The organism is Noviherbaspirillum sp., from assembly GCF_035254685.1.
Lineage (GTDB): Bacteria > Pseudomonadota > Gammaproteobacteria > Burkholderiales > Burkholderiaceae_D > Noviherbaspirillum.
In genome coordinates, this window is record NZ_DATFAI010000023.1 from 199,118 (window position 1) to 221,791 (window position 22,674).

Here is a 22,674-nt window from a genome sequence, read left to right on the forward strand (position 1 = left end):
CATGGCCCCGCCGGCATCCGATTTCTTCTTCGTGACCTGCGAGCATGGCGGCAACCGCATTCCCTCTCGCTATCACGATTTTTTTCGCGGCCATGAGGAATTGCTGCGCACGCACCGCGGTTACGACCTCGGCGCCATCCGCGTGGCGCGGGAAATGGCGAAGGCCCTGTCTGCGCCCCTGCTGGTCTCCACCATCAGCCGCCTGCTGATCGACCTGAACCGTTCGCCCAGCCATCCGCAACTGTATTCGGAAGCGACCCGGGCCGCGCCGGAGGACATCCGGCGCGAAATCTTCCGCCGCTATTACCGTCCCTATCGCACCAAGGCGGAAACGCAGATCGCGCAGGCGGTCGCCTCCGGCATGCGCGTGATCCATATCTCCTGCCACAGCTTCACCCCGGAGCTCAACGGAGAGGTGCGCAACGCGGACCTCGGCCTGCTGTACGATCCGTCCCGGCGAGAAGAAGCGGCGCTGTGCCAGCGCTGGCGGACCGCACTGCGCAGCTCGGCGCAGGCGCTCAAGATCCGCCTGAATTACCCCTACACCGGCACCGCCGACGGCTTTACCGTCTACCTGCGGCGTCGGTTCACAGGAAACGAGTACCTCGGCATCGAGCTGGAAATCAACCAGAAGCACGTCCGGCAGTCGCCCGCGCACTGGCACCGCCTGCGCGAGACCGTCATCACCGCGCTGCAGGACGCTCTGGTACAGGCACCGGAAGCCCTTGCACCATCATGGCGCAGCAGCGGGCATACTGCATTCCGTGCCGCTCCGACGCCATCAAATCGGGAAAGAAACACGTAGTCCGAACCCCTACGCCGAATATGGGATTGACTATCGTCCTGTGCCCGAACGATAGTGGCTAAAGTCGCACGCCTTCCATGGCCTGCCCCACATCGCATGCAGTTCCATCGGCCCGACATCCGCCGGGTCGCCGGCACTACGAACGGCCCGGCAACCTGAGCCCCGCGCACATGATCCGCCTTCGCAACCTCAAAGCCTGCAAATCCATGACGCCGATGCTCGCATTTGCAGGGTGCCTGGCCGCGACCATCATGCTCACCCTGCGCATCCAGGCCTACGAGGAAACTTACGAGCGTTTCACCCTGGAGCAGCGTGCCGACGCGCACATCGCGGCCATCCGCCATGAGCTCGACGATGTGGTGCATGAACTGCAGGTGCTTGACTGGACGATCGAGATCTTCGGCCCGGTCACCCAGCGGGAGTTCGAGGAATACCTGCAGCCGGTGTTCGCTCGCTATCCGCATATCCGGACCTTCAATACCGAATTCCGCATCCGGGGCGGCGGCCAGGTGAACTTCAACGGAACGCCGCGTCCCGCCAGCCAGTCAACCGTCATGTGGGCGCACCAGGCGACGCCGGGCAGCAGCGATGATTCCCACCGGCGCACCTTCACGCTGACTCTGCCATCCTGGATCGGTACACCGATCCGGGGAACCGGGACCATGCTCGGCAACACCAGCGCCGTTGTCGATATCGATCGCTTCCTTGCTGCAGCTCTGCGCCCTTCGATAATGCCCGGCACCGAAGATTTCGAGGTTCACGTGCAGGTGCATGTCCCCAGCGACGGTCAGGACCTTGATTTCCACCGCGAGCACCACCAGCCCGCCAGCACCTTTGCGAAACTGCTGCCGATGATCCTGCAGCATCCTGCGGTTGGCTATGCGCGCGATTTCCAGGCTGCGGGCATGACATGGCATCTCAGCGCCGTCGCGCAACCTGCCGCCCTCGCCCCGGGCGGCCTCGGGTCGCAGCTGACGCTGTTTGCCGGCACGCTGTTCAGCGTGATGATCGGTCTGTGGATGCACCTGCAAGTGTCCCGCGCGCAGCGCATCCAGCGTCTGGTCGATACGCGGACCAGGGACCTGCAGCATGCCAACGACGAACTGGTGCGCGACATCGCGGCGCGCGAGCAGGCCGAGTCGGACCTGCGGCAGGCACAACATGTGCTGACCGTGGCGCAAAAGCTCGGCCATCTCGGCAGCTGGGAAGTCGATGTGCAGACCGATGAAATGCACTGCTCGGACGAGCTGTTCCGCATCTGCGGGCTGGAGCCACAGTCCATCACGCCCACCGTCGAAAGGCTGCTTGCCCTGATCCACCCCGAGGACCGCGATGCGACCCGGAAGGCGATCCTCGCGGCGCGCGACGAGGGCAAGGATTTCCGCCTCGAGTGCCGCATCCTCCGACCCGACGGTTCGATCCGCCACATGATCAGCGTCGGCGAGGCCGCCCGCGACCGGCAAGGATGGCTGGTGAAGGCGGTCGGCTCGATGCTCGACATCACCGAACACAAGCATGCCGAGATGGCGCTGCGCCGCTCGCAGCAGGAACTGCGAGAGCTGGCCGCGCACCAGGAGCGCATCCGCGAAGACGAGCGCAAGCGTATCGCGCGCGAGGTGCATGATGCGCTGGGCAGCGTGCTGGCCGGCGTCAAGGCTTACCTGTCGGTCAGCATAAGCCGGCTTCCCGCACCCGACCAGCTGCTGACGGACGCTGCGATGCTGGTGGACCGCGCATCCGAGACCGTGCGCGAAGTGGTCACTGAGCTGCGCCCCAGCGTGCTCGACCAGCTCGGCGTATGGGAAGCGCTGCGCTGGCATGCGCAACAGACGGAACGGCGTTCGCAGATCGTGTGCGAATGCCTGATCGATGAAAACCTCGTCGACTGCACGGTCGACCCGGATCGCAGCATCGCGATCTTCCGCATCGTGCAGGAAGCATTGACCAACGTGCTGCGCCATGCGCAGGCGTGGTGGGTGTCGATCCGCGCCATGCGCGACGGCAGCACGATCGTGATTGAAATCGAGGACAACGGCAAAGGCGGCAATGCTCCCTTGCCGCGCAAAAGCCAGAGCTTCGGCATCATCGGCATGAACGAACGCGCGCGCTATCTCGGCGGTGATTTCGAACTCATCAGCACGCCAGGCAAGGGGACCCTCGCGCGCTTGCGGCTGCCTCTCGGAAGCCAGGAAAGGAACAGAAATGATTCAGGTATTGCTAGTGGATGACCATTTGATCGCGCGCAGCGGCGTGCGGCTGATGCTGGGCATCGCCGACGACATCACGATCGTGGGCGAAGCGGAAACGGCGCGCGATGCACTGCTGCTGGCGGAGAGGCTGGAATTTGACATCGCCATCGTCGACATCGCCCTGCCCGACCGCAGCGGCCTCGATCTGATCAAGCTGATCAAGGCGCGCAGGCCAAAGGCCGCGGTACTGATGCTGAGCATGTATGCGGAAGACATTTATGCGGTGCGCGCCCTGCGTGCCGGCGCGTCCGGCTATCTGACGAAGAATTCCCCCGCGCCCATGCTTGTCGCCGCGGTACGCAAGGCCGCTGCCGGCGGCAAGCATCTCAGCCCCGAGCTGGTCGAACGGGTGGTCGACATGGCCGGCAGCGAGGACCTGCTGCCGCATGAACAGCTGTCGGACCGGGAACTGGAAGTCCTGCGCCACATCGCCGAAGGCGCGACCCTGGTGCGGATCGCCGAGCAGCTTCATCTCAGTCCGCATACCGTTACGACCTACCGCACGCGCATCCTCGAGAAGATGGGCATGGCGAGCAATGTGGAGCTTGCCCGGTATGCGTTCGAGAACGATCTCCTTCCATAGGATACGATAAGGGCATTCCTTGATGACTGCCCTGCAAGAATGCGCAAACACCCCGTTGTCACCGTCCTGCCCTCCACGTGGCGTTTCGACGCACCCGAATCCGTGCCACTGCTTTCCGCAGCGCGCGCCGCAGGCATCGCCTTGCCGGCTTCGTGCCGCAACGGCACCTGCCGCGCCTGCATGTGCCGCATGACGAGCGGCAAGGTACGCTATGGCATCGAATGGCCGGGGCTGAGTGCGGAAGAAAAACGCGACGGCTGGATCCTGCCATGTGTCGCGCATGCGGAATCGGATGTCGTCATCGAGGTGCCGCGCGCGACGGCGCTCAAGCTTGCCTGATCGCACGGCAGGTCGACCGGAAATGTCTCATCTGCTTTGCGGTTGATGCACTCCTGCAATTCCTGGGACGCAGGCAACAGCGTTGACGGGGAATAATGAAATCAGGTTGGCAATTCTCAAGGCCTGTGCGCAATGATCTGCCGAGAATGATCCACTCCGGCTGAATCTCCTGTCGACAACAACAATATGGCATCCATCCGCAGCGCGGCACGCTCCGCTTTTCAGCATCTGGTTCCATTCCTTTCCGGCCCGTGGTTTTCGCTGAAAGGCCGCTACCGGCAATTCCGCATCACGCCCGGCGCGACACGAATGCTGGGGCCGCAGTACCGGCGCAGCCGCGATGCGATCGAGATCGACATCACTTATGTCTGCAACCTGCGCTGCAAGAACTGCAACCGTTCCATCACGCAGGCTCCCGAGAAGACGCACATGCCGCTCGACATGATCACCGGTTTCGTGAAGGATTCGATCGCCCGCAACAAGCGCTGGCGCGTCGTGCGCGTGCTTGGCGGCGAACCGACGCTGCACCCGCGCTTTCTCGACATCATCGATGTCCTGCGCAGCTATCGCGAGTTTGCGCCGGAGTGCGCCATCACGGTCGTGACCAACGGCTATGGCAAGGCAGTGCAGGCGGTGCTGAAAAAAATTCCGCCGGACATCATCGTGGAAAACTCGGCGAAAGACGGCAACGTGCAGCCCGACTTCGGCCCCTTCAACATGGCACCCGCGGACGATCCCTCCTTCTGCTCGGCCGACTACACCAACGGCTGCTCCATCATGACCGAATGCGGCATGGGGCTCACGCCCGGCGGCTACTACCAGTGCGCCGTCGCCGGCGGTATCGACCGGCTGCTCGGCAACCGGCGCGGTTACCCCACCCTGCCTTTGGATTCGGACGACATGCTCGCCTTGAGCCGCGATCTTTGCCGCCTGTGCGGCCACTTCAAGGATGGCCACATGGTTCCGGCGTCGCTGCGCACGCCGTTGCTGGACGAACCGAAGTCGACGGCGTGGGTGAAGATCTATGCCGACTGGGAAGGACGCAAGCGGCATGAGCGACACACGCGGAGCGGGCGCGGCGCTACCGTGCAGGCGGATTGACATGCCGCGCCTTGCTGCCTCTCACATCCGGTGCCCGCATGCCGTGATGAAACCTGCCCTGTCGCTCATCCTTTGCACCTACCAGCGCACGGCTGAGCTAGGCCGGCTGTTCCAGTCGCTCGCCATCCAGAACTTCAGGGACTTCGAAATCATCGTGGTCGACCAGAATGCCGATGAGCGGGTCACGCCCTTTCTCGACAAGGCAAGACGCTCGGGCATGGCCGTCAAGCATCTGCGGCATGCACACCCTAACCTCTCGACCGCACGCAACATCGGCATTCGCGCGGCGCAGGGTGAATGGGTCGGATTTCCGGATGACGATTGCTGGTACGAACCGGACCTGCTGGAGCGCCTCGCTCCCTGTTTCCACTGCACCGATCCGCTCACCGGCGTGATGGCGCGCTGGGCAGAACGCGATGAACCGGCGCGCCTTCCGCTGCGCCTGACGCACGGCCGCTCACGCATGTTTCGCGACCGCATGGCGGTCTCGTTCATGCTGTTCTTCAACCGTAAACTGTTCGCTCACATCGGCAACTTCGATTCGCGGCTGGGTGTCGGGCAGTGGTTCGGCGCAGGCGAGGAGACGGACCTGGTGATGCGCGCTTTGCATGCCGGCGCATCCATTACGTTTTTTCAGGACGCCGTGGTGCATCACCCATGGAAACCGGCCGGCAGCGGCCCTGTGGCGAGGCATGAAATGCGGCGCAGGGAACGCGGCACCGGCGCGCTGTATGCAAAGCATGAACTGCCCATGCATGTCATCGCGCGCGGCCTCGTCGCGCCCTTGCTGCGCCCCCTGCTCAGCGGCACCATCACGCGGGAATTCACCAATGGCTGCGTGACCGCGCTCGGCCGCTGGGAAGGCATGGTGCAGTGGCAGCGCCGGCACCAGGACAATCCTGCGCGCTGGGGCCGCCATCCCGACGGCCACGTCATGTAAATATTTCTGCAGGCTGAACGATTTACACGTTGCGCCGGCGTTCAGTTTCAGAGTCCGGAGTTCAGATGCGCGCGCAATGCGTGTGCTGCAGGAACCAGCCGCGGGCGAGGCGCGCGGCCACTTCCAGGCTGCCCGGTTCATCGAACGCATGGGTCGCGCCCGGAATGATTTCCAGGCGTTTCTTGCAGCGCAAGGCAGTGAATGCGTTCCTGTTCAGCTCAACCGCGCCCTCCTCGAGGCCGCCGACGATCATCAGCGTCGGCACCGAGACCTTGCCGATCGCACCGTGGCTGGCGAGGTCCGGCCTGCCGCCTCGCAACACGATGGCGCAGAGGCCGCGCACGCGCTCCGCGGCAAGCTGCAGTGCCGCTGCCGCCGCATTGCCGGCGGCCAGCACGCCGATCGGAAGGTTGACCGTCGCTCCATGCCGCCCCAGCCATTCGCAGCCGGCGACGAGCCGCTCGGTCTGCAGGCCGATATCGCTACGGGTATGCCGGTCATGTGCTTCCTGCGGGCTGAGCAGTTCGAGCCACAGCGTGCCGAATCGCGCATCGTGCAGGACGCTTGCCACATAGTCATTGGGCGGCTTGAGGCGATTGCTGACGCCGCTGTTGGCGAACAGGATGACGCCGATGTGTTCGTCCGGAAGCCACAGTGCTGCTTCCATGTCGCAACGGTCGGCAGGAATCCTGACCCGCTCGCTGTGTACTGTTAACGCCATGATCCATCTCCATAAGACCCGGACCTCGCGCCGGGCGCGGACCACGCGCAATGGGCGGTCCGTCTGGTTCGGGCACCCGCCCGCAGGCCGGCGCAGCTCCTTGCCGGCGCGGCACGACAGCCTGCATTGCAGCGAAGGAAAGACATGCGCGTGCCGAGCTGCCGGCATCCTGCGTGATGGAGAGACATGCGTGACGGCGCGCCGGAATACGGCGCCGCCGCAGGAGGAATGTTCATCGACCGTGGGACGGGTTGCGAAAAAGCTTTGCCGCGGGGACGCAAGGTCCATGCCATGCGGCATGGCGGCATGGCTCAGGTTTCCGGAGGCAGGTCAGCACCTGTCTCCGACCCCGGCGGCATCACGCGCCGCTGCAGCGGTTCCAGCGCCGGGCCTTCCAGCACTGCACCGTTGATCGAGAAGCGGCTGCCGTGGCAGGGACAGTCCCAGCTGCGCTCCGCCTGGTTCCAGTGCACCACGCACTTGAGATGCGTGCAGACCGGGGAGACCACGTGCAACTGGTAGGCCTCGTCGCGGTAGACGGCCAGCTTGTCGCCGGCGATGTCGACGATCCTTCCCTCGCCGCGCGGCACGTCGGCCAGGCGTGTGACTTCCGCGCTCTTCATGTAGTCCTTCACGTAGTAGCCCGCCACGTTCAGGTTTTCCTTGAGGAAGGTGCCAGCGGACTTGAGCGGCGTGAAGCGCCGCGGCGAATACAGCTCGCCGTACGGGTTGTCCTTGCCCTGCACGAGGTCGGACAGGATCATGGCGGCCAGCGTGCCGTAGGTGAGGCCATCCGCCGCGAAGCCGGAGGCGATCAGCAGCCGGTCGGAGCCGATGGCCTGGCCGATGTAGGGCAGCCCATCGGCCGGCCGGTACTGTTGCGCCGACCAGCGGAACTCGACGGCGCCGATCTCGAAGCGCGCCAGCAACACCGCTTCCAGCCTGCGCCATGCGGCCTCCGGGTCATCCTTCTGCCCGGTCTTGTGCAGCTCGCCGATCATGAGCACATAGGGCTTGCCGTCCAGTTCCACCATGCGCGTGGAATACTTCTCCGCGCCGACGCCCCAGAAGATGCCACCAGGCAGGGTCGGACCGGAAAGCGGTGCCGCCAGCGCATATTCCCTGTAGGGGCCGAGTTCGGTCTGGATGGTGTTGAATCCCTTCGGTGTATGGGTGGCCAGCACGATGTGCGCGGCCTTGACGGAATGCTCCACGGTATGAAGCGTGCCGGAGTCGCCGTCGTAGTCGATCACCGGCGACGATTCAAAAATCCGGCACTGCGCCGACGCGATGGCCGCCGCAAGCTGGCGCACATACTTGAGCGGATGGAACTGCGCCTGGTTCGATACGACCAGCGCCTTGTCGACGTGAAACGGCAGCGGCAGGTCGTTCGTGACCCGCGCCTCCAGTCCTGCTTTCCGTGCTGCCTGGCATTCCTTGTCGATGATACTGTCACCCTCACCCGACGCATCCATGCTGTAGAGCACCCACGGCTGTCGCGAGAAGTCGCACGCCAGGCGGTAGTCACGCGTGTTTTTCTCTATCAGGTTGACGGCATCGCGACGCGATTCGGCAACCCCCAGCATCGTCTCCTCGCCCCATTTTGACGCCAGCTTGTGCAGGAAGCCATCGACTGGCGCGTACAGGTTGCCGGTGGAATGCCCGGTGGTGCCGGACCCTACCTGCGCAGCTTCAAGAACGGCAACCCGCCGGCCCGCCTGCGCCAGCAGGGCCGCGGTCGTGATGCCGGTGATGCCGCCGCCGACGATAGCCACATCCACCTCAATGGCGCTGTCGAGCGCGGAAAAACCGATCGAATCCGCGCCAGCCTGCCAGATCGTCTCGCGCGGACGCGTACCTCCGCCAAAATCATCATCGTCAGTGCTCATCGGTTTCTCTTGGCTGCAAAAAAGCCTTGTCCACGGAAAACACAGAAAACACGGAAACGCCTAAGAATATCTTCCGTGTTTTCTGTGTTTTCCGTGGACATCCGTAGCCTACCCATCACGGCGCTGGGAGGCCGAAACCAGTAAAGAACTACATCTGTCCCGGTGGCGGCCGTACTGGGCGCGCCGACAGTTCTAGCTGCGCAGTTGTTGCGTGTCCGGATATCGCGCTCATCGAGGTCATCGGGCGCGGCGGCGATGTCGGCGGCCTCGGTTCGTGTCCTTCACCGCAGGCGGACAGCAGAAGCAACACGCTCGCCATCAGTACCGACGATTTCCACACGGCAGGAAACCCTCCGCGCTTTCCGCTGATTGGCTTCATGATCACACCTCACACAGTCAACGAGGCGAACGGAAGTTCGTCCCATCACTTAGACAGGCTCGGTGCACGCAAACTGCGTTCCCGCCGACCCTGCACATTGGGTGCTGCAGCTTCCTCCTCGACGAGAACGGGGCGCAACTCGCGGAACCAGGCAATGGTCCGGCTCAGCCCCTCCGTCAAAGCGATGTGCGGTTCCCATTCCAGCAGGCTGCGTGCCAGCGCGATGTCGGGGCGGCGCCGCGCCGGGTCGTCGCTCGGCAAGGGCTTGAACACGATGTCCGAGCGCGAGCCGCACAGGCCGATGATGCGTTCGGCCAGTTCCAGCATCGTGTGTTCGGTGGGATTGCCGAGGTTGACCGGTCCGCAACATCCTTCCGGCGTTGCCATCAGGCGGTCGAACGCCGAGATCATGTCATCGACGTAACAGAAGGAACGGGTCTGTGATCCGTCGCCGTAGATCGTGATCGGCTCATTGGCCAGCGCCTGCATGATGAAATTCGACACGACGCGGCCGTCGTTCGGATGCATGCGCGGGCCGTAGGTATTGAAAATGCGCGCGATCTTGACTTGCAGTCCGTGCTGGCGCCGGTAATCCATGAACAGGGTTTCCGCGCAGCGCTTGCCTTCGTCATAACAGGAGCGCACGCCGATCGGGTTCACATGCCCCCAGTAATGCTCGGCCTGCGGATGCACCTGCGGATCACCGTACACTTCGCTGGTCGATGCCTGCAGGATCTTCGCGCGCAGGCGCTTTGCCAGCCCCAGCATGTTGATCGCGCCGTGCACGCTGGTCTTGGTGGTCTGCACCGGATCGTTCTGGTAATGCACGGGTGATGCCGGACATGCGAGGTTGTAGATTTCATCGACTTCCACGTACAGCGGGAAGGTCACATCGTGGCGCAGCAGCTCGAAGCGCGGATGCGGCAGCAGGTGCGTGATGTTGCGTTTGCTGCCGGTATAAAAGTTGTCCACGCACAGCACGTCGTGGCCTTGCGCTAGCAGGTATTCGCACAGGTGCGAGCCGAGGAATCCGGCGCCGCCGGTCACCAGGATGCGCTTGCTGTCCGTTTCCTTCATGCGCGCACTCCACTGCCTGCAACACGCTCCTCTGTCATGCGCGGCATCTCGAGTTCGAGCAGTTGCGCCGCGGTCATCGCGACGGCATCCGCGCTCACCTCTTCCGCGCATTCATGCGCCGTCGGGCAGATGCGGTGCCCGCAGGGGCGGCACGCAAGGTCGACGCTGAGCATGTGGTGGCGCGCGTGGTCGAGCGGCGCCCAGCGGCCGGGGTCGGAGCCGCAGGAAATGATCACGCTCGGCGTGCCGACCGCCGCCGCCACGTGCGAGATGCCGGTATCGTTGGCGATCACCAGCCGCGCCTGCGCGATCAACGCGGCCAACGCGCCGAGCTCGGTCTTGCCGCACAGGTCTAGCGCAGGCATGCGCATGGCCTGTCGTACCGCCTGCACCAGCTCCGCCTCGTCCGGCGCACCGGTCAGGACGACCTTCATGCCCTGCAGCGCAAGGCGGTCCGCCACTTCAGCAAAGCGCTGCGCCGGCCAGCGCCGCGACGGCAGGCGCGCACCGGGATGGATGCAGGCATAGCTGCCGGGCGCGGGCACGCTGAGATGGCTGCGCTGCAGCGCGCGGTAGTCCGCGTCCGCCAGCGGAAATTCGAGATGCGTGCCCTGCGCCGGTGCGCCGAGGAACTCCATCAGCCGCACGCCGCGCAGGATCTCATGCTCGCGCTCGTCCCATGGCAGGAAGTGCAGCGGGTCGGGGCAATACTCTCCCGGCATATGGAAGCCGGCGCTGCACTCCGCGCCGAACAGCATCGTGAGCGGATTGCTGATGGTGCCGCTACCGTGGAGCTGCAGTGCGAAATCAAAGCGCTGACGATGCGCCTCGGCCAGGAAGTTCGGCACCGCGGGAAGATGCAGCGGCGTTTCAGGCAGGCCGGGGTAGCCGGGAAAGACCAGCAGGTGGTTGATGTACTTGCTGAAGCGCTTGACGAAGGAAGTCGCCCACGGCAGGCCGATCAACGTGATGTCCGCCAGCGGCGCGGCAGCGCGCAGCGCGCGCAGGGCCGGCACCGCGCATAGCATGTCGCCGAGCTGCAGCGCGCGGAAGACGGCAATCTTGCGCGGCGGCGTAGCGCCGAACACGCGTGCGGGGAAGGAGGCGGCCATGTCACTCATGCCATTTTCGCGCATCATGTCTTTTCCACTATGAAGGAGCCGATCGCCAGGGCGTCGAGCGGCGTGGTGCAGAAGGATTCCAGCGCATCGCGCGGCGTGCAGACCACTGGCTCGCCGCGCGTATTGAACGAGGTATTGATCAGGACCGGCACGCCGCTGCGTTCGGCGAAGGCGCGCAGCAGGTCGTAGTACGGCGCATTCTGCGCGCGGTTGATGGTCTGGATGCGTGCCGTGCCGTCCACGTGGCGCACCGCCGGAATCCGGTCCACCTTGTCCGGCCGCACGTCATAGACGAACACCATGAACGGCGACACGCCGCCATTGACGAACCAGTTGGCCGCCTCCTCTTCCAGCACCACCGGCGCGACCGGCCGGAAGTCCTCGCGGTCCTTGATCTGGTTGAGACGCTGCTGCATCGATGCATCGAGCGGCGAGGCAAGGATGGAGCGTGCGCCAAGCGCGCGCGGGCCGAACTCCATGCGACCCTGGAACCAGCCGATCACCTTGTCCTGCATGAGCAGGTCGGCCACCTCCGCGGACAGGTTGCCGGCGCGCCGATAGCGCAGCTTGCACTGCCGCAGGAACTGTTCGATCTCGCCGTCATCGTAGGCCGGACCGAGGAAAGCGTGGTCCATCTGCCAGGCGCGCTTGCCGGCATTGCGTTGCAGGCTGTCGATCCACAGCGCCGCACCGAGCGCCGTGCCGGCGTCGCCGGCGGCCGGCTGCACCCATACCCGCTTGAACGGCCCCTGGTCGCGGACCTTCGCATTCATCACGCAATTGAGCGCGACACCACCCGCCATGCACAGATTCTCCGCACCCGTCTGCGCATGCAGCCAGTCCACCATCTGCAGCACCGTCTCTTCCAGCACCACCTGCAAGGAAGACGCGATGTCCCAATGGCGCTGGGTGAACTCCGCGCCGCGCTCGCGCCGCGGGCCGAACAATGCTTCCCAATCCGCCGGATGCACTTGCACCGCGCCGTCGCCGGCATAGCGCACGACATCGCGCAATTGCGGCGCATACGACGGTTTGCCGAAGGACGCCAGCGCCATGACCTTGTATTCGTCGGACGAGTGCAGGAAGCCGAGGTAATCGGTGATCGACTCGTAGAGCAGGCCGAGCGAGTGCGGCAGGTTGACCTGGCCGATGCGCCGGTAACGGCGGTCCTGGTAGAGGCCGTAGCTGGTGGTCGCCGCTTCGCCGCGCCCGTCCATGGTCAGCACCGCGCATTCATCGAAGGGTGCGGCAAGGAAGGCGCTTGCTTCATGCGCGAGATGATGTTCGACGAAATGCCAGGCATACGGGGCATCGTGCCGCACACCCTGGAAGCGCTTCTTCAGGTGATGCGGCGCGCCGCCCGCGAGCTGTCGCGGCGCATTGACGATGTACGACAGGAACAACGGGTCCCAAGGCGAAAGCCATTCATTCGAAGGCTGCGCCGATGGCTCCAGTGGCAAGGTGATGTTTGTTTCGCCATGATGCGTGCCGAGCAGCAAGGACGGATCGTACGAATAGGCAACATGCTCAAGCTCGCGCAGCGCAATGCCGCCTTCCTTGAGGCAATAATCGATGGCGTGGTAAGGAAGCTGCCAGGTGGTGAAAGGAACGGGACGCTTGCCGTGCTTGATGCGCGTGAAACGCTCCTCCTCGGCGGCGGCGAGCACGACGCCGTCGCGCACGAGACAGGCAGAACAGTCGTGGTAGGCGGCGTTGATTCCGAGCGTATACACGTTTCCTCCAGAGTGATGCTGCCTTGATGGGTCGCTGCCGGCGACAAGCGCAGCAGGGGCTGCAGGCATGCCTCCTTGCTCTCCTTGCTCTCCTTGCTTCTAGCAATCGATATACCCGCGCGGCCGCATTTTCTGGAACCTCTTTTCTGGCGGGCCATGGCGCGTTTTTGCAGCGGCAGCCCCGCAGCGCGTAACAAATGCATCACCTTGTAATTCTGCGCAGGTACTTGACGTTTTTACCTGCCGGCGCCGCCCCTGGCCGGATGGCGCGCATCCGTATCTTGCGTATCTTGCGTATCTTGCGTCTTTTCATCGGCACGCTCCCTGCGCTCCGTCAGACGTTTGTTGCGCAGGTAGATGCATTCCCCCGCAACGGCAGTCAGGAAGATGAAGAAATTGGCGAAGACGAATACCCAGTTATCGACGAGCCAGCTATAGAGCGTGAATCCCATCGACGCCACGAGCTGCCCGACGAACAGCCATTTCGACACGCCCGCGATGCTTTGCGTGCGCCACTGGGTATAGACCTGGCGCGAGATGGTTGTCACCAGGATGGCGGCGCTGATCCAGCCAACCACGTCGCTTGTCATGTTTGTGCCTTTCGCAATCAGGATGGTCGGCGCGTCCGCCTGTGGTAATGATCCATCAAAGGCGTGGCCGAGATGCCGTGCAGCAGCACTGAGATCGTGACCGTCGTCAGGACAATCGACACCAGCCTTTCCTTGTCGGCCATCGGCCATTCATACTGGAGCGCGAACACCAGGTAATAGAGCGACCCGATGCCGCGAATGCCGAACCACGCCATAAGCCAGCGTTGCGGCCTGCTGACACGGGCGCGCAGCAGCGATACGGCCACTGCCGCTGGTCGCACCATCAGCAGGACCACCGCCGCCAGCAACGCCCCTTCCAGCGAGAAGCCCGCTGCCGACAGCAGGATGCCGAGCAGCAAAACCATCACGAACTCGGCGATGTGTTCCAGCTGCTGGTTGAACCCAAGCACTGTTTCCGCCATGTATGCGGGGCCTTTGCCGGGATCCGTCGCGACCGCAGGCTCGTTCCCTGCCGAAACGGCGCCGATCACCTGCGCCGGTTGCGCCGGCCCGCTCGCCTTGTGCTCGATGCGCCGCATCGCCACACCAGCCGCGAATACCGCGATGAAGCCAACGCCATGGATCAGGTGCGCCACGCCGTAGGACACCGCAATGAGCCCAAGTGCTAGGAATTCTTCCATGCCCAGCGCCTGGTGATAGCGCTTGCGCAGGGTGAGCACCAGGCTGACGGTGGCACGGGCGATCAGCCAGCCGCTCAGGAAACCGGCGGCGAGTCCCCAGAGCGCGTGCAGGATCGCAGACGGCTCACCATAGTCGCGCCCTTCCGGCACGCCGAGCAGGTACAGGCCGAGCATCACTGCGGGATAGGCCGTGCCGTCGTTGAGCCCGCCCTCGCCGCTGAGGCTGAAACGCAGGCGGTCGCGATCCCCGACATCCTTGATCTGCACGTCGGAGGCCAGCACCGGGTCGGTCGGCGACAGGATCGCGCCCAGCAGCACGGCGAAACCAAGCGGCAGGCCGAGCAGCCAGTGTCCCGCAGCCGCAATCAGGGCCGCGGTCACGATCATGCCCAGGATGCCGAGGCGCAGCGGCAGGCGCCAGATGCGGTCGCTCAGCGGTACGCGCAGCTTGAGCCCGACCGTGAACAGCGAAATCAGCAGCGCGATTTCCGTCAGCAGCGTCAGCAGCGAAGCATTGCGGTAAGGGTCGAGCGCGACCAGCGACAGGCCGGACGGCCCGAGCACGAAGCCGATCGACAGGTACAGCATCGCAGGGCTGAGCGGCAGGTGCTGCCAGGTCGTGCCCAGCAAGCCCATCAGCAACAGCAGCGCGCCAATGATCAGGTACCAGATCGTTACCGTTTCGATTTATTCATCTCCGAAGGCCGTGCTCACAGCGTGGTGCCTTCTCCTTGCACCGCAACCACCTGTTTTTGCAACTTGCATTTGGGTGCGGGTGCAGGTTGTTGACCTTGTCTTGCCTCTGCCTCGTCGCTCCCGCGGGGCGGTCCCCCGACTGCCCGGGGATGACGAGGAAGGGACATGGCCAAACCGAACGCGCTTGCCGCACGCGATCAATTCAAGGTATTGAAAAAATGTGGGCATAGGCCGCGAGAGAAAAGAGCCATTCAATGGTCGACACCAAAGCTGCGCTAATGCGGCGTCTGAATTTCCAGCCTGCGCCCGTGCACCCGTTCACGCTCGATCGGCACCGTCACTTCCAGCACACCATCCTGCATAGACGCCGATGCGGCGTCGGTGTTGGCGCCGGGAGGCAGGTCGATCACCCGGTAGAAATGGCCATAGGCGCGTTCGGAGCGGCGATACTCCTGCGGCGCATGCGGTGCTTCCGGATGGCGTTCGCCTTCGATGGTGAGACGGTTGCTGCTGATCTCCACCAGCAGGTCATCCCGCTTCACACCGGCCAGTTCGGCACATACGATGAAGCGGTTTTCACGCTGCGCGGTTTCCACGGGCGGCGACCATGTCGTGCCGGCTGCGGGGACAACCTTCTCTGCCAGCGCGGGCGCATTCATGAAGCGTTCGAAGAGGCGGTCCATATCCTGCGACATGCGCCGCATCACGGTGAAGGGACCATCCCACACCTGGAACAGATCGGGCAGCCACGCCTGCATCTGCTCCGGCTTTCTTTCGCCCTGCTGCACCTGGCCTCCGCGCGCGCCCGCCACCTGTCCGCGCTGTTCCGGCTTGCGCTCCTCGACGCCGCGGCCAGCCTGCGCGGCTGCCTTTCCGCCGGTCCCACCGCTCTGCTGTTCGAGCTGCTCCATGAACTTCTTGAAGCGGCCCAGTTCGTGTTCCGCGCGCTGCAGGATCATGGCCCCGGCATCGCCATGCTGCGCCAGCACCTGCTGCTTCGGGTCGCACTCCATGGTCAGCGTCACGCGCGTGCAACCGGGGCGGTCTTCGTGCAGCTCCACCTTGCCTTCATAGCGCGGCCCGTTGATGTTGCGCCACGCGATGCAGCGCTCCGGTACCTGCTGCGTGATTTCCGCATCCCATTCCAGCTCGGTATTGCCGGAACGAACGTGCCAGTGCAGGTGCGTATCGTCGACCTGGCGAACTTCCTTCACATCATCCAGGAAGCGCGGGTAATGCTCGAACTGCATCAACTGGTCGTACGCGGTGCGCGGCGGCACATTGACCTCGACCGATCGTTCGATTCTTGCCATAACGGATCTCCTTTTTTTCCATGGTGCACGGTCTTGCATCAGGGACGGGCGGTGCCGCCAATGCGCAGTCACAGGCAGGCTTTCCCGCGGTCTCGCTGCGGCGGGAAAAATCGGCGGAAACCATGATGCAAAACGTCGTGGAATAAATAGTGCTAACGAGCTCTTGCTGCACACGAATTGCCAGCAAGCGGCGATATGGGGCGGACGAGCGAGTGCAACTTTCATACCACTGCAGCACCGTTGCGCATGCGACCTCAAGGCGCCCTGCCGATCAGGATAGACATCGGGGAGCCGATCTTCAAACGTGCATGCAAAGATGCCTGCACAGGGTTTACCGTTGCTTGCCCGGCGCGCAATCCGGCACATTTTGCACGGGCAGCTTGTAAAGATTACAGCGCGTCAAATAATTCTCCGGACATGACAAAAAAGGGCTTTGATGACTATGCGTGAAGCGATCCAACAAACGAAAGGACGAAGCAGGATCACGCGGGAATTGTGGCAGCTGGTATCGAACTTCCGCTGGCGCATCGTGCTGTCCATGCTGTTCCTGATCCTTGCCAAAGTCGCCGTGGTGTTCGTTCCGATGGCGTTGAAGCGCATCGTCGACGAACTGTCGCGCCCCGAACAGATCCTGGTGCTGCCAGCCAGCCTGCTCGCCGGCTATGCTGCGCTGCGCTTTGCCAGCACGCTGTTCAATGAATTGCGCGATCTCGCGTTTTCGCGCGTGACGCAATACACCGTCGCGACCTATGCGCAGAACACCTTTTCACACCTGCACGAACTCGGAGCGCGCTTTCACTCTTCGCGCCGGCTCGGCGGGCTGCTGCCCGACATCGACCGCGGCACCACCGGCATCGCCTTCCTGCTCAGCGTCGGCCTGTTCACCATCGTGCCCACACTGCTCGAGATTGGCATGGTGATCGCCATCATGACGGCGCGCTACAGCTTCTGGTACACCGTCATCCTTGCCGTATCGTTCATGGTTTATACCGGTTTCACGCTGATCTTCACCGCCAAGCGCGCCATCTACCAGCGGCGCGTCAACCGCCTCGATTCGAATGCGAAAAGCCTGCTGGCCGACAGCCTGATCAATTACGACGCGGTGAAATACTTCACCAACGAAAACGTCGAGACCAGCCGCTTCCAGCACATCATGAACCATTGGGCCGACGCGGTGGTGGCCAACCAGAAGGCACTGTTCATCCTGCACGTGGGACAGAGCGCCATCATCGCCCTGGGCGTGGCCGCCGTCATGCTGCTCGCCGGGCAGGACGTGCTGTCGCGGCACATGACGGTCGGCGACCTCATCCTGATCAATGCTTACGTGATCCAGATCTGCCTGCCGCTCAACACGCTCGGCTTCGTCTATCGCGAAGCGCGCGATGCCACCGTGAATGCCGAGAAGCTGTTCCAGCTCCTGCGCGAGAAACCGGAGATCGACGAGCCGCCCGGCCTGCCGGACCTGCGGGTGACACGCGGCGAAGTGGTGTTCGACAACGTAACCTTCGCCTACGAACCCGCGCGGCCCATCCTGCACGGCATCAGCTTTCGAATACCGCCTGGCGGCACCGTCGCCGTGGTAGGCGGCAGCGGCTCGGGCAAGTCGACGCTGGCGCGGCTGCTGCTGCGTTTCTATGACGTCGGCGGCGGCTGTATACGGGTGGACAGCCAGGACATCCGCAGCGTCAATACCCGCAGCCTGCGCGAAGCAATCGGTGTGGTGCCGCAGGAAACGCTGCTGTTCAACGACACCATCGCGTACAACATCGCCTACGGCCGTACCGGTGCCACCATGGAAGACATCGTCGCCGCGGCCAAGGCTGCGTATATACACGACCTGATCGAATCGCTGCCGCAGAAATACGAAACGCAGGTCGGCGAGCGCGGCGTGAAGCTGTCCGGCGGCGAGAAGCAGCGCATCGCGCTGGCGCGCGCCATCCTGAAAAATCCCCCGATGCTGATCTTCGATGAAGCCACCTCCGCGCTCGACACCCAATCGGAACGCGCCATCCAGCGCGAGCTCGACAAGCTGGCAAAGAACCGCACCACGCTGGTCATCGCGCACCGCCTGTCGACTGTGGTCGATGCAACGGAAATCCTGGTCATGCACAAGGGCCGCATCATCGAGCGCGGCACGCACGACTTGCTCGTGCAGCAGGACGGCGCCTACGCGCGCCTCTGGAAGCTGCAGCAGCGCGCGGAGGCAGACGACCAGAAAGTGGAACGGGAAATGGTGCGCTGATCCGGCACGCGCCAGCCGCCCGGCGCTGCCGCAATGAAACCGGTTTGACGGTCCTCAAGCCGAGGCATTGGAACGGGAATTGCATCGCGTCCTCGTCGCCCAACAGAAAAACCCCGGGGCGATGCACGTCAGGTGATTCGTCTGGCAGTGAATCGGACCAGGACTCTCTCGGGACAGTATCCATGACGAAAATACTTGCATTCAACCGAAACCGGAGAACCATCAGCGCCGACAGCGAAAACCGCCCACAGAATGAAGGCGGAACGGCAACGCGCCGCCGTTCTCGCGATCGTCACGCCCCGCCATCCGTACGCAGCGCCGACAGGAGCGACGCGCGCAACACGACGCAGACACCTGTTGAACTGGCGGTGTCCATTGTCGTTCCCACGCGTGGCCGGCCGCAGCTCCTGAGCCGCTGTATCGCCAGCCTCGTGCTGCAGCGCTTCGATCCGGCACGCTTCGAGATCATCATCGTTGATGACGGCGCGAGTATCGACGCGTCAAGCGAGGAGACGCGCCACGTGGTGGCCGGATGGTCGGCCCATACCGCCGGCAACGGCCCGCAGATCGTCTACATCCCCTCCATGGGCCCGCATGGCCCTGCTGCCGCACGCAACCACGGGTGGCGGGCGGCGCGCGCGCCCATCATTGCCTTCACCGACGACGACACGATTGCGCGGAGCGACTGGCTGAACAACGGCGTGCGTGCCTTCGACGACAATGTGCATGTCGTGTGCGGCCGAGTCGTGATGCCGATGAACGGCACGCCAACCGATTACGAACTCGATGCGAAGAACCTGGAAACAGCGGAGTTCGTCACGGCCAACTGCTTCTGCCGCAAGCGCGTGCTGGAGGACATCGGCGGCTTCGATGAACGCTTCCGCTTCGCCTGGCGCGAGGACTCCGACCTGCATTTCCGCCTGATCGACTACCGCGCCAACATCCGGCGCGAGCCGCGCGCCGTGATGATGCATCCGATCCGTCCTGCCGGCTGGGGCGTGAGCCTGAAACAGGTGAAGAAGGTGCAGTTCGATGCCCTGCTGTACAAGAAGCATCCGCGCCTGTACCGCCGCAAGATCCGCCAGAAGCCGCGCTGGGATTTCTATGTGACCGTCGGCGCCCTGCTGGTCTGCAGCGTGGCGCTGCTCGCGGGATCCGGCTTGACTGCGTTGGCCGCCGGACTGGTCTGGTTCGTCATGACTGCGCGCTTCTGCGCAAAGCGCTTGTGGAAGACTTCCAAGTCACCGGCGCACATCGCGGAAATGATCGTGACGTCGGTGCTGATCCCGCCGCTGGCCGTGTACTGGCGGGCCGTCGGCGCGATCAGGTACCGCGCGGGCCTGCTATGACAGACGTGGCGAACATGGCGGACACCACGGACCTGCCGCATTTCGTGCAGATCGAGCCGGTCGGCCAGTGCAACCTGCGCTGCCGCATGTGCCCCATCCAGTTCCGCAATGAAGGCGGGCCCGGGCAGCCGCGCGCCTACATGGACTTTGACCTGTTCTGCAGGCTGGTGAACCAGTTCCCGCAGATGACGGAATTGCAGTTGCAGGGCCTGGGCGAACCCTTGCTGCATCCACGCTTCTTCGACATGGTCCGTTACGCCGCGGACCGCGGGATCGAGGTCTCGACCAACACGAACATGACGGTCATGAGCGAGACGGGTGCGGAAGCCTGCGTCAGGAGCGGGCTCAACACGCTGCATGTATCGCTGGACGGTGCGACGGCCGCGACCTACCAGGAAATCCGCGTGCGTTCCCGCTTCGCACGCGTGCTGCGCAACCTGCGCCGCGTGGTACACGCGAAGCAGCGCCTGCGCAGCGAACTCCCTCGCCTGTGCCTCGTAGCGGTGGCCATGCGCCGCAACCTGCCGGAACTGCCGGACCTCGTCGAACTGGCGCACAACGAAGGTGTGGGCAGCCTGTTCGTGCAGCATCTCTGCCATGATTTCGGGGAATCCACCCTGCCCGGGCAATACGCGCCGATGCGCGCCTTCATCGAGCGGCAATCATTGATGAATGAAGCGCGGGACGCGGTGGAGCATTACTTCCACGCGGCGCGAACGCGGGCAGAGGCGCTCGGCGTAACGCTGCGCCTGCCGAACCTGTCGCCGCGCAAGCATCCGCCCGGCACACCCGGCCGGCAACGTTGCGACTGGCCGTGGCGCGGCGCTTACATCAGTCACGACGGCAAGGCGATGCCGTGCTGCATGGTCGGCACGCCGGACCGCATCCACTTCGGTGACATGGCTCAAGACGGGGTCGAAACGGTCTGGAACAATCAGGCCTATGCGGCATTCCGTACACAGCTCGCATCTGCCACGCCGCCCGAGGTGTGCCGCAGTTGCGCCCTCTATGACGGTACCTTCTGAATCCGGCCCACCCTATGCAGAGACGACTGAAAATCCTCACCTGGCATACGCATGGCAGCTACCTCTATTACCTGACGCAGGCACCGCATGATTTCTATGTGCTGTCCAAGCCCGACCGACCGCCCGGCTACGGCGGGCGCTGCGGCCACATGCCGTGGGGCGACAACGTCATCGACCTGCCGGTTGCCGAAGCGAAGGATGCGGCCTTCGACTGCATCCTGTTCCAGGACGACGACCAGTACCTGCATGACCAGCATCTCTATCTGAGCGAAGCCCAGCGCCGCTTGCCTAAGATCTACCTGGAACACGATCCGCCACGCGAGCATCCGACCGACATGCATCACCCGGTGGACGATCCGTCGATGTTGCTGGTGCATGTGACCCACTTCAATGCGCTGATGTGGGACAACGGGCGCACGCCGTCGCGCGTCATCGAGCACGGCGTAATTGTGCCGAAAGGTGTGTCGTATCGCGGCGACCTGGCGCGCGGGCTGGTCGTGATCAACAACATCGCGCGCCGCGGGCGACGCCTCGGCGGCGACATCTTCGCGCAGGCCCGCGAAAGCGTGCCGCTCGACCTGGTCGGCATGGGCGCGCAGGAAGCCGGCGGCCTCGGCGAAGTGCTGCACGCGCAGTTGCCCGCCTTCGCCGCGCAATACCGTTTCTTCTTCAACCCGATCCGCTACACCAGCCTCGGCCTGGCTGTCATCGAGGCCATGATGATCGGCATGCCACTCGTCGCGCTCGCCACCACGGAGATGGCCACCGTCATCGACGATGGTGTTTCCGGTTACGTCAACACCGATGTATCCGCGCTGATCGCGCATATGCAGGCGCTGCTTGCCGACCCCGGGCTGGCAAGGCAACTGGGCGAACAGGCGCGGCGGCGGGCAATGGAACGCTTCGGCATCGAGCGTTTCGTGCAGGACTGGGACAGGGCATTCCGCCTTGTCACCGGGCTATGACAGGCATCAGGAGGAAGACATGCCATCGAACGGAAGCTACTTCATCGACCGCCACGCAGCGGAAAAGGCCGTCGGGCTCAGCCTGCCGATGATCGAGTCGGCCATGACACTGAAGGAAGTCGGCGAAAGCGGCTTTCTGTATATCGTGGTGATGGATCCCTTGCGCACACCGTCGTGCAGTTCCTTCGAGGAAGCCATCCTGTACGAGCACGCCATCGGCGATCGCAGCAAGTGGGATGCGGATTATGCCGCCTTCGCACGCGCCAAGGCGCGCGTAGCGTGGCGTGCCGGCATGGACAGCCACCTGGTGCAGGAGCTGCGCCCTTACCTGCTGGTGGAAAACGATACGGTGCTATGGGGAAGCGTGGTGGTCGACGGCATCGTCGTTGCCGTGAGCGGCGCCAATCCCTGGTATGACGAAGCCTTTGCCGGCACGGTCGCCATGTGCCTGCGCGCGCTGGCCAAGGCAGCCATCGCCGGCGAGCGCAAGCGCAACCTGTTCCTGCAGCCGAAGCAAGGGCCTGACAATCAGTACATGGAATAAAACACCAGGCGGCTGAGTGCCGCATCAAAATACAGCGCATGCCAGGGGATGGCAATGCTCGCGCTGTTTCTCCTGCGCGCCAGCACCACATAACGCAACTGATGCGTTGTCACATCGACCATCAGATGGTCGACAGTTCCTATGCGGTCACCGATGGCCGTCACCACCGGGCATCCATGCAGGAGTCCGGCAGTGCTGGATTCATGCGCCATGAGCCGCAGGAAGCGCGATGGTCGTGAGCTGCGTGGGCCGCCACGACTGCGGCCGCTAACGGTATGTTGCATGACAGGCTCTGGTTCTCCGCTGAAAGTCTTGCATGATTCGAAGCGCCGTAGAGGCACCATCCAGGCGCCATCAAAGCGCCGTCATAGC

At 63.8% G+C, this 22,674-nt stretch carries 20 protein-coding genes; 11 read left to right on the top strand and 9 right to left on the bottom strand.

Annotation, left to right across the window (positions count from 1 at the left end):
* Position 1: 1 nt before the first annotated feature.
* The 6 genes from VJ698_RS11120 (at position 2) to VJ698_RS11145 (ending at position 6,017) form a co-directional block, all read left to right on the top strand.
* Entirely contained in the window at positions 2-805 is an 804-nt protein-coding gene (locus tag VJ698_RS11120; protein ID WP_324102818.1) for an N-formylglutamate amidohydrolase, read from the top strand.
* 206 nt (positions 806-1,011) lie between these two features.
* Positions 1,012-3,033, top strand: a complete 2,022-nt coding sequence (locus VJ698_RS11125; protein ID WP_324102819.1) for a PAS domain-containing protein — start codon at positions 1,012-1,014, stop codon at positions 3,031-3,033.
* A complete protein-coding gene (locus VJ698_RS11130) occupies positions 3,008-3,637 on the top strand; it encodes a response regulator transcription factor (RefSeq protein ID WP_324102820.1) in 630 nt (209 codons plus the stop codon). The genes VJ698_RS11125 and VJ698_RS11130 overlap by 26 nt, the downstream gene beginning before the upstream one ends.
* Positions 3,638-3,676: 39 nt before the next feature.
* Positions 3,677-3,976: a 2Fe-2S iron-sulfur cluster-binding protein gene (locus tag VJ698_RS11135; RefSeq protein WP_324102821.1), complete on the top strand. Its 300-nt coding sequence runs from the start codon at positions 3,677-3,679 to the stop codon at positions 3,974-3,976.
* A 186-nt stretch (positions 3,977-4,162) separates the two neighbouring features.
* Positions 4,163-5,077, top strand: a complete 915-nt coding sequence (locus VJ698_RS11140) for a radical SAM protein (RefSeq protein ID WP_324102822.1) — start codon at positions 4,163-4,165, stop codon at positions 5,075-5,077.
* A 46-nt stretch (positions 5,078-5,123) separates the two neighbouring features.
* Positions 5,124-6,017: a glycosyltransferase family A protein gene (locus VJ698_RS11145; RefSeq protein WP_324102823.1), complete on the top strand. Its 894-nt coding sequence runs from the start codon at positions 5,124-5,126 to the stop codon at positions 6,015-6,017.
* A gap of 61 nt (positions 6,018-6,078) precedes the next feature.
* Here the strand turns inward: VJ698_RS11145 and VJ698_RS11150 are convergent, their stop codons facing one another.
* The 8 genes from VJ698_RS11150 to VJ698_RS11185 form a co-directional block, all read right to left on the bottom strand.
* Complete coding sequence (locus VJ698_RS11150) at positions 6,079-6,738, bottom strand: alpha/beta hydrolase (protein WP_324102824.1); 660 nt, start codon at positions 6,736-6,738, stop codon at positions 6,079-6,081.
* A gap of 311 nt (positions 6,739-7,049) precedes the next feature.
* Positions 7,050-8,627 (bottom strand): FAD-dependent oxidoreductase, encoded by a 1,578-nt coding sequence (locus VJ698_RS11155; RefSeq protein ID WP_324102825.1) that lies wholly within the window; start codon positions 8,625-8,627, stop codon positions 7,050-7,052.
* Positions 8,628-9,051: 424 nt separating this feature from the next.
* Complete coding sequence (locus tag VJ698_RS11160) at positions 9,052-10,083, bottom strand: UDP-glucuronic acid decarboxylase family protein (protein ID WP_324102826.1); 1,032 nt, start codon at positions 10,081-10,083, stop codon at positions 9,052-9,054.
* Entirely contained in the window at positions 10,080-11,222 is a 1,143-nt protein-coding gene (locus VJ698_RS11165) for a glycosyltransferase family 9 protein (RefSeq protein WP_324102827.1), read from the bottom strand. The genes VJ698_RS11160 and VJ698_RS11165 overlap by 4 nt, the downstream gene beginning before the upstream one ends.
* Complete coding sequence (locus tag VJ698_RS11170; RefSeq protein ID WP_324102828.1) at positions 11,219-12,937, bottom strand: carbamoyltransferase family protein; 1,719 nt, start codon at positions 12,935-12,937, stop codon at positions 11,219-11,221. The genes VJ698_RS11165 and VJ698_RS11170 overlap by 4 nt, the downstream gene beginning before the upstream one ends.
* A gap of 236 nt (positions 12,938-13,173) precedes the next feature.
* Positions 13,174-13,527 carry a PQ-loop repeat-containing protein gene (locus tag VJ698_RS11175; protein ID WP_324102829.1) on the bottom strand — a complete coding sequence of 118 codons (354 nt, stop codon included), beginning with the start codon at positions 13,525-13,527 and terminating at the stop codon, positions 13,174-13,176.
* 17 nt (positions 13,528-13,544) lie between these two features.
* Complete coding sequence (locus tag VJ698_RS11180) at positions 13,545-14,804, bottom strand: cation:proton antiporter (RefSeq protein ID WP_414691148.1); 1,260 nt, start codon at positions 14,802-14,804, stop codon at positions 13,545-13,547.
* A gap of 335 nt (positions 14,805-15,139) precedes the next feature.
* Positions 15,140-16,177 (bottom strand): Hsp20 family protein, encoded by a 1,038-nt coding sequence (locus tag VJ698_RS11185; RefSeq protein ID WP_324102830.1) that lies wholly within the window; start codon positions 16,175-16,177, stop codon positions 15,140-15,142.
* Between the two features lie 436 nt (positions 16,178-16,613).
* Here VJ698_RS11185 and VJ698_RS11190 point away from each other — a divergent pair, with 436 nt between their 5' ends.
* The 5 genes from VJ698_RS11190 (at position 16,614) to VJ698_RS11210 (ending at position 22,302) form a co-directional block, all read left to right on the top strand.
* Positions 16,614-18,419: an ABC transporter ATP-binding protein/permease gene (locus VJ698_RS11190; RefSeq protein WP_324102831.1), complete on the top strand. Its 1,806-nt coding sequence runs from the start codon at positions 16,614-16,616 to the stop codon at positions 18,417-18,419.
* A gap of 182 nt (positions 18,420-18,601) precedes the next feature.
* The gene (locus tag VJ698_RS11195; protein ID WP_324102832.1) at positions 18,602-19,768 is read left to right on the top strand and encodes a glycosyltransferase family 2 protein; all 1,167 of its coding nucleotides are present in this window, start codon (positions 18,602-18,604) and stop codon (positions 19,766-19,768) included.
* 14 nt (positions 19,769-19,782) lie between these two features.
* Positions 19,783-20,793, top strand: coding sequence for an SPASM domain-containing protein (locus VJ698_RS11200; protein ID WP_324102833.1), 1,011 nt, complete (start codon positions 19,783-19,785; stop codon positions 20,791-20,793).
* A 14-nt stretch (positions 20,794-20,807) separates the two neighbouring features.
* Positions 20,808-21,758, top strand: a complete 951-nt coding sequence (locus VJ698_RS11205) for a glycosyltransferase family 4 protein (RefSeq protein WP_324102834.1) — start codon at positions 20,808-20,810, stop codon at positions 21,756-21,758.
* A gap of 19 nt (positions 21,759-21,777) precedes the next feature.
* The gene (locus tag VJ698_RS11210; RefSeq protein WP_324102835.1) at positions 21,778-22,302 is read left to right on the top strand and encodes a hypothetical protein; all 525 of its coding nucleotides are present in this window, start codon (positions 21,778-21,780) and stop codon (positions 22,300-22,302) included.
* Here VJ698_RS11210 and VJ698_RS11215 read toward each other — a convergent pair.
* Positions 22,287-22,586, bottom strand: a complete 300-nt coding sequence (locus VJ698_RS11215) for a PRC-barrel domain-containing protein (protein ID WP_324102836.1) — start codon at positions 22,584-22,586, stop codon at positions 22,287-22,289. The two genes, VJ698_RS11210 and VJ698_RS11215, sit on opposite strands and share 16 nt — an antisense overlap.
* Positions 22,587-22,674: the final 88 nt, after the last annotated feature.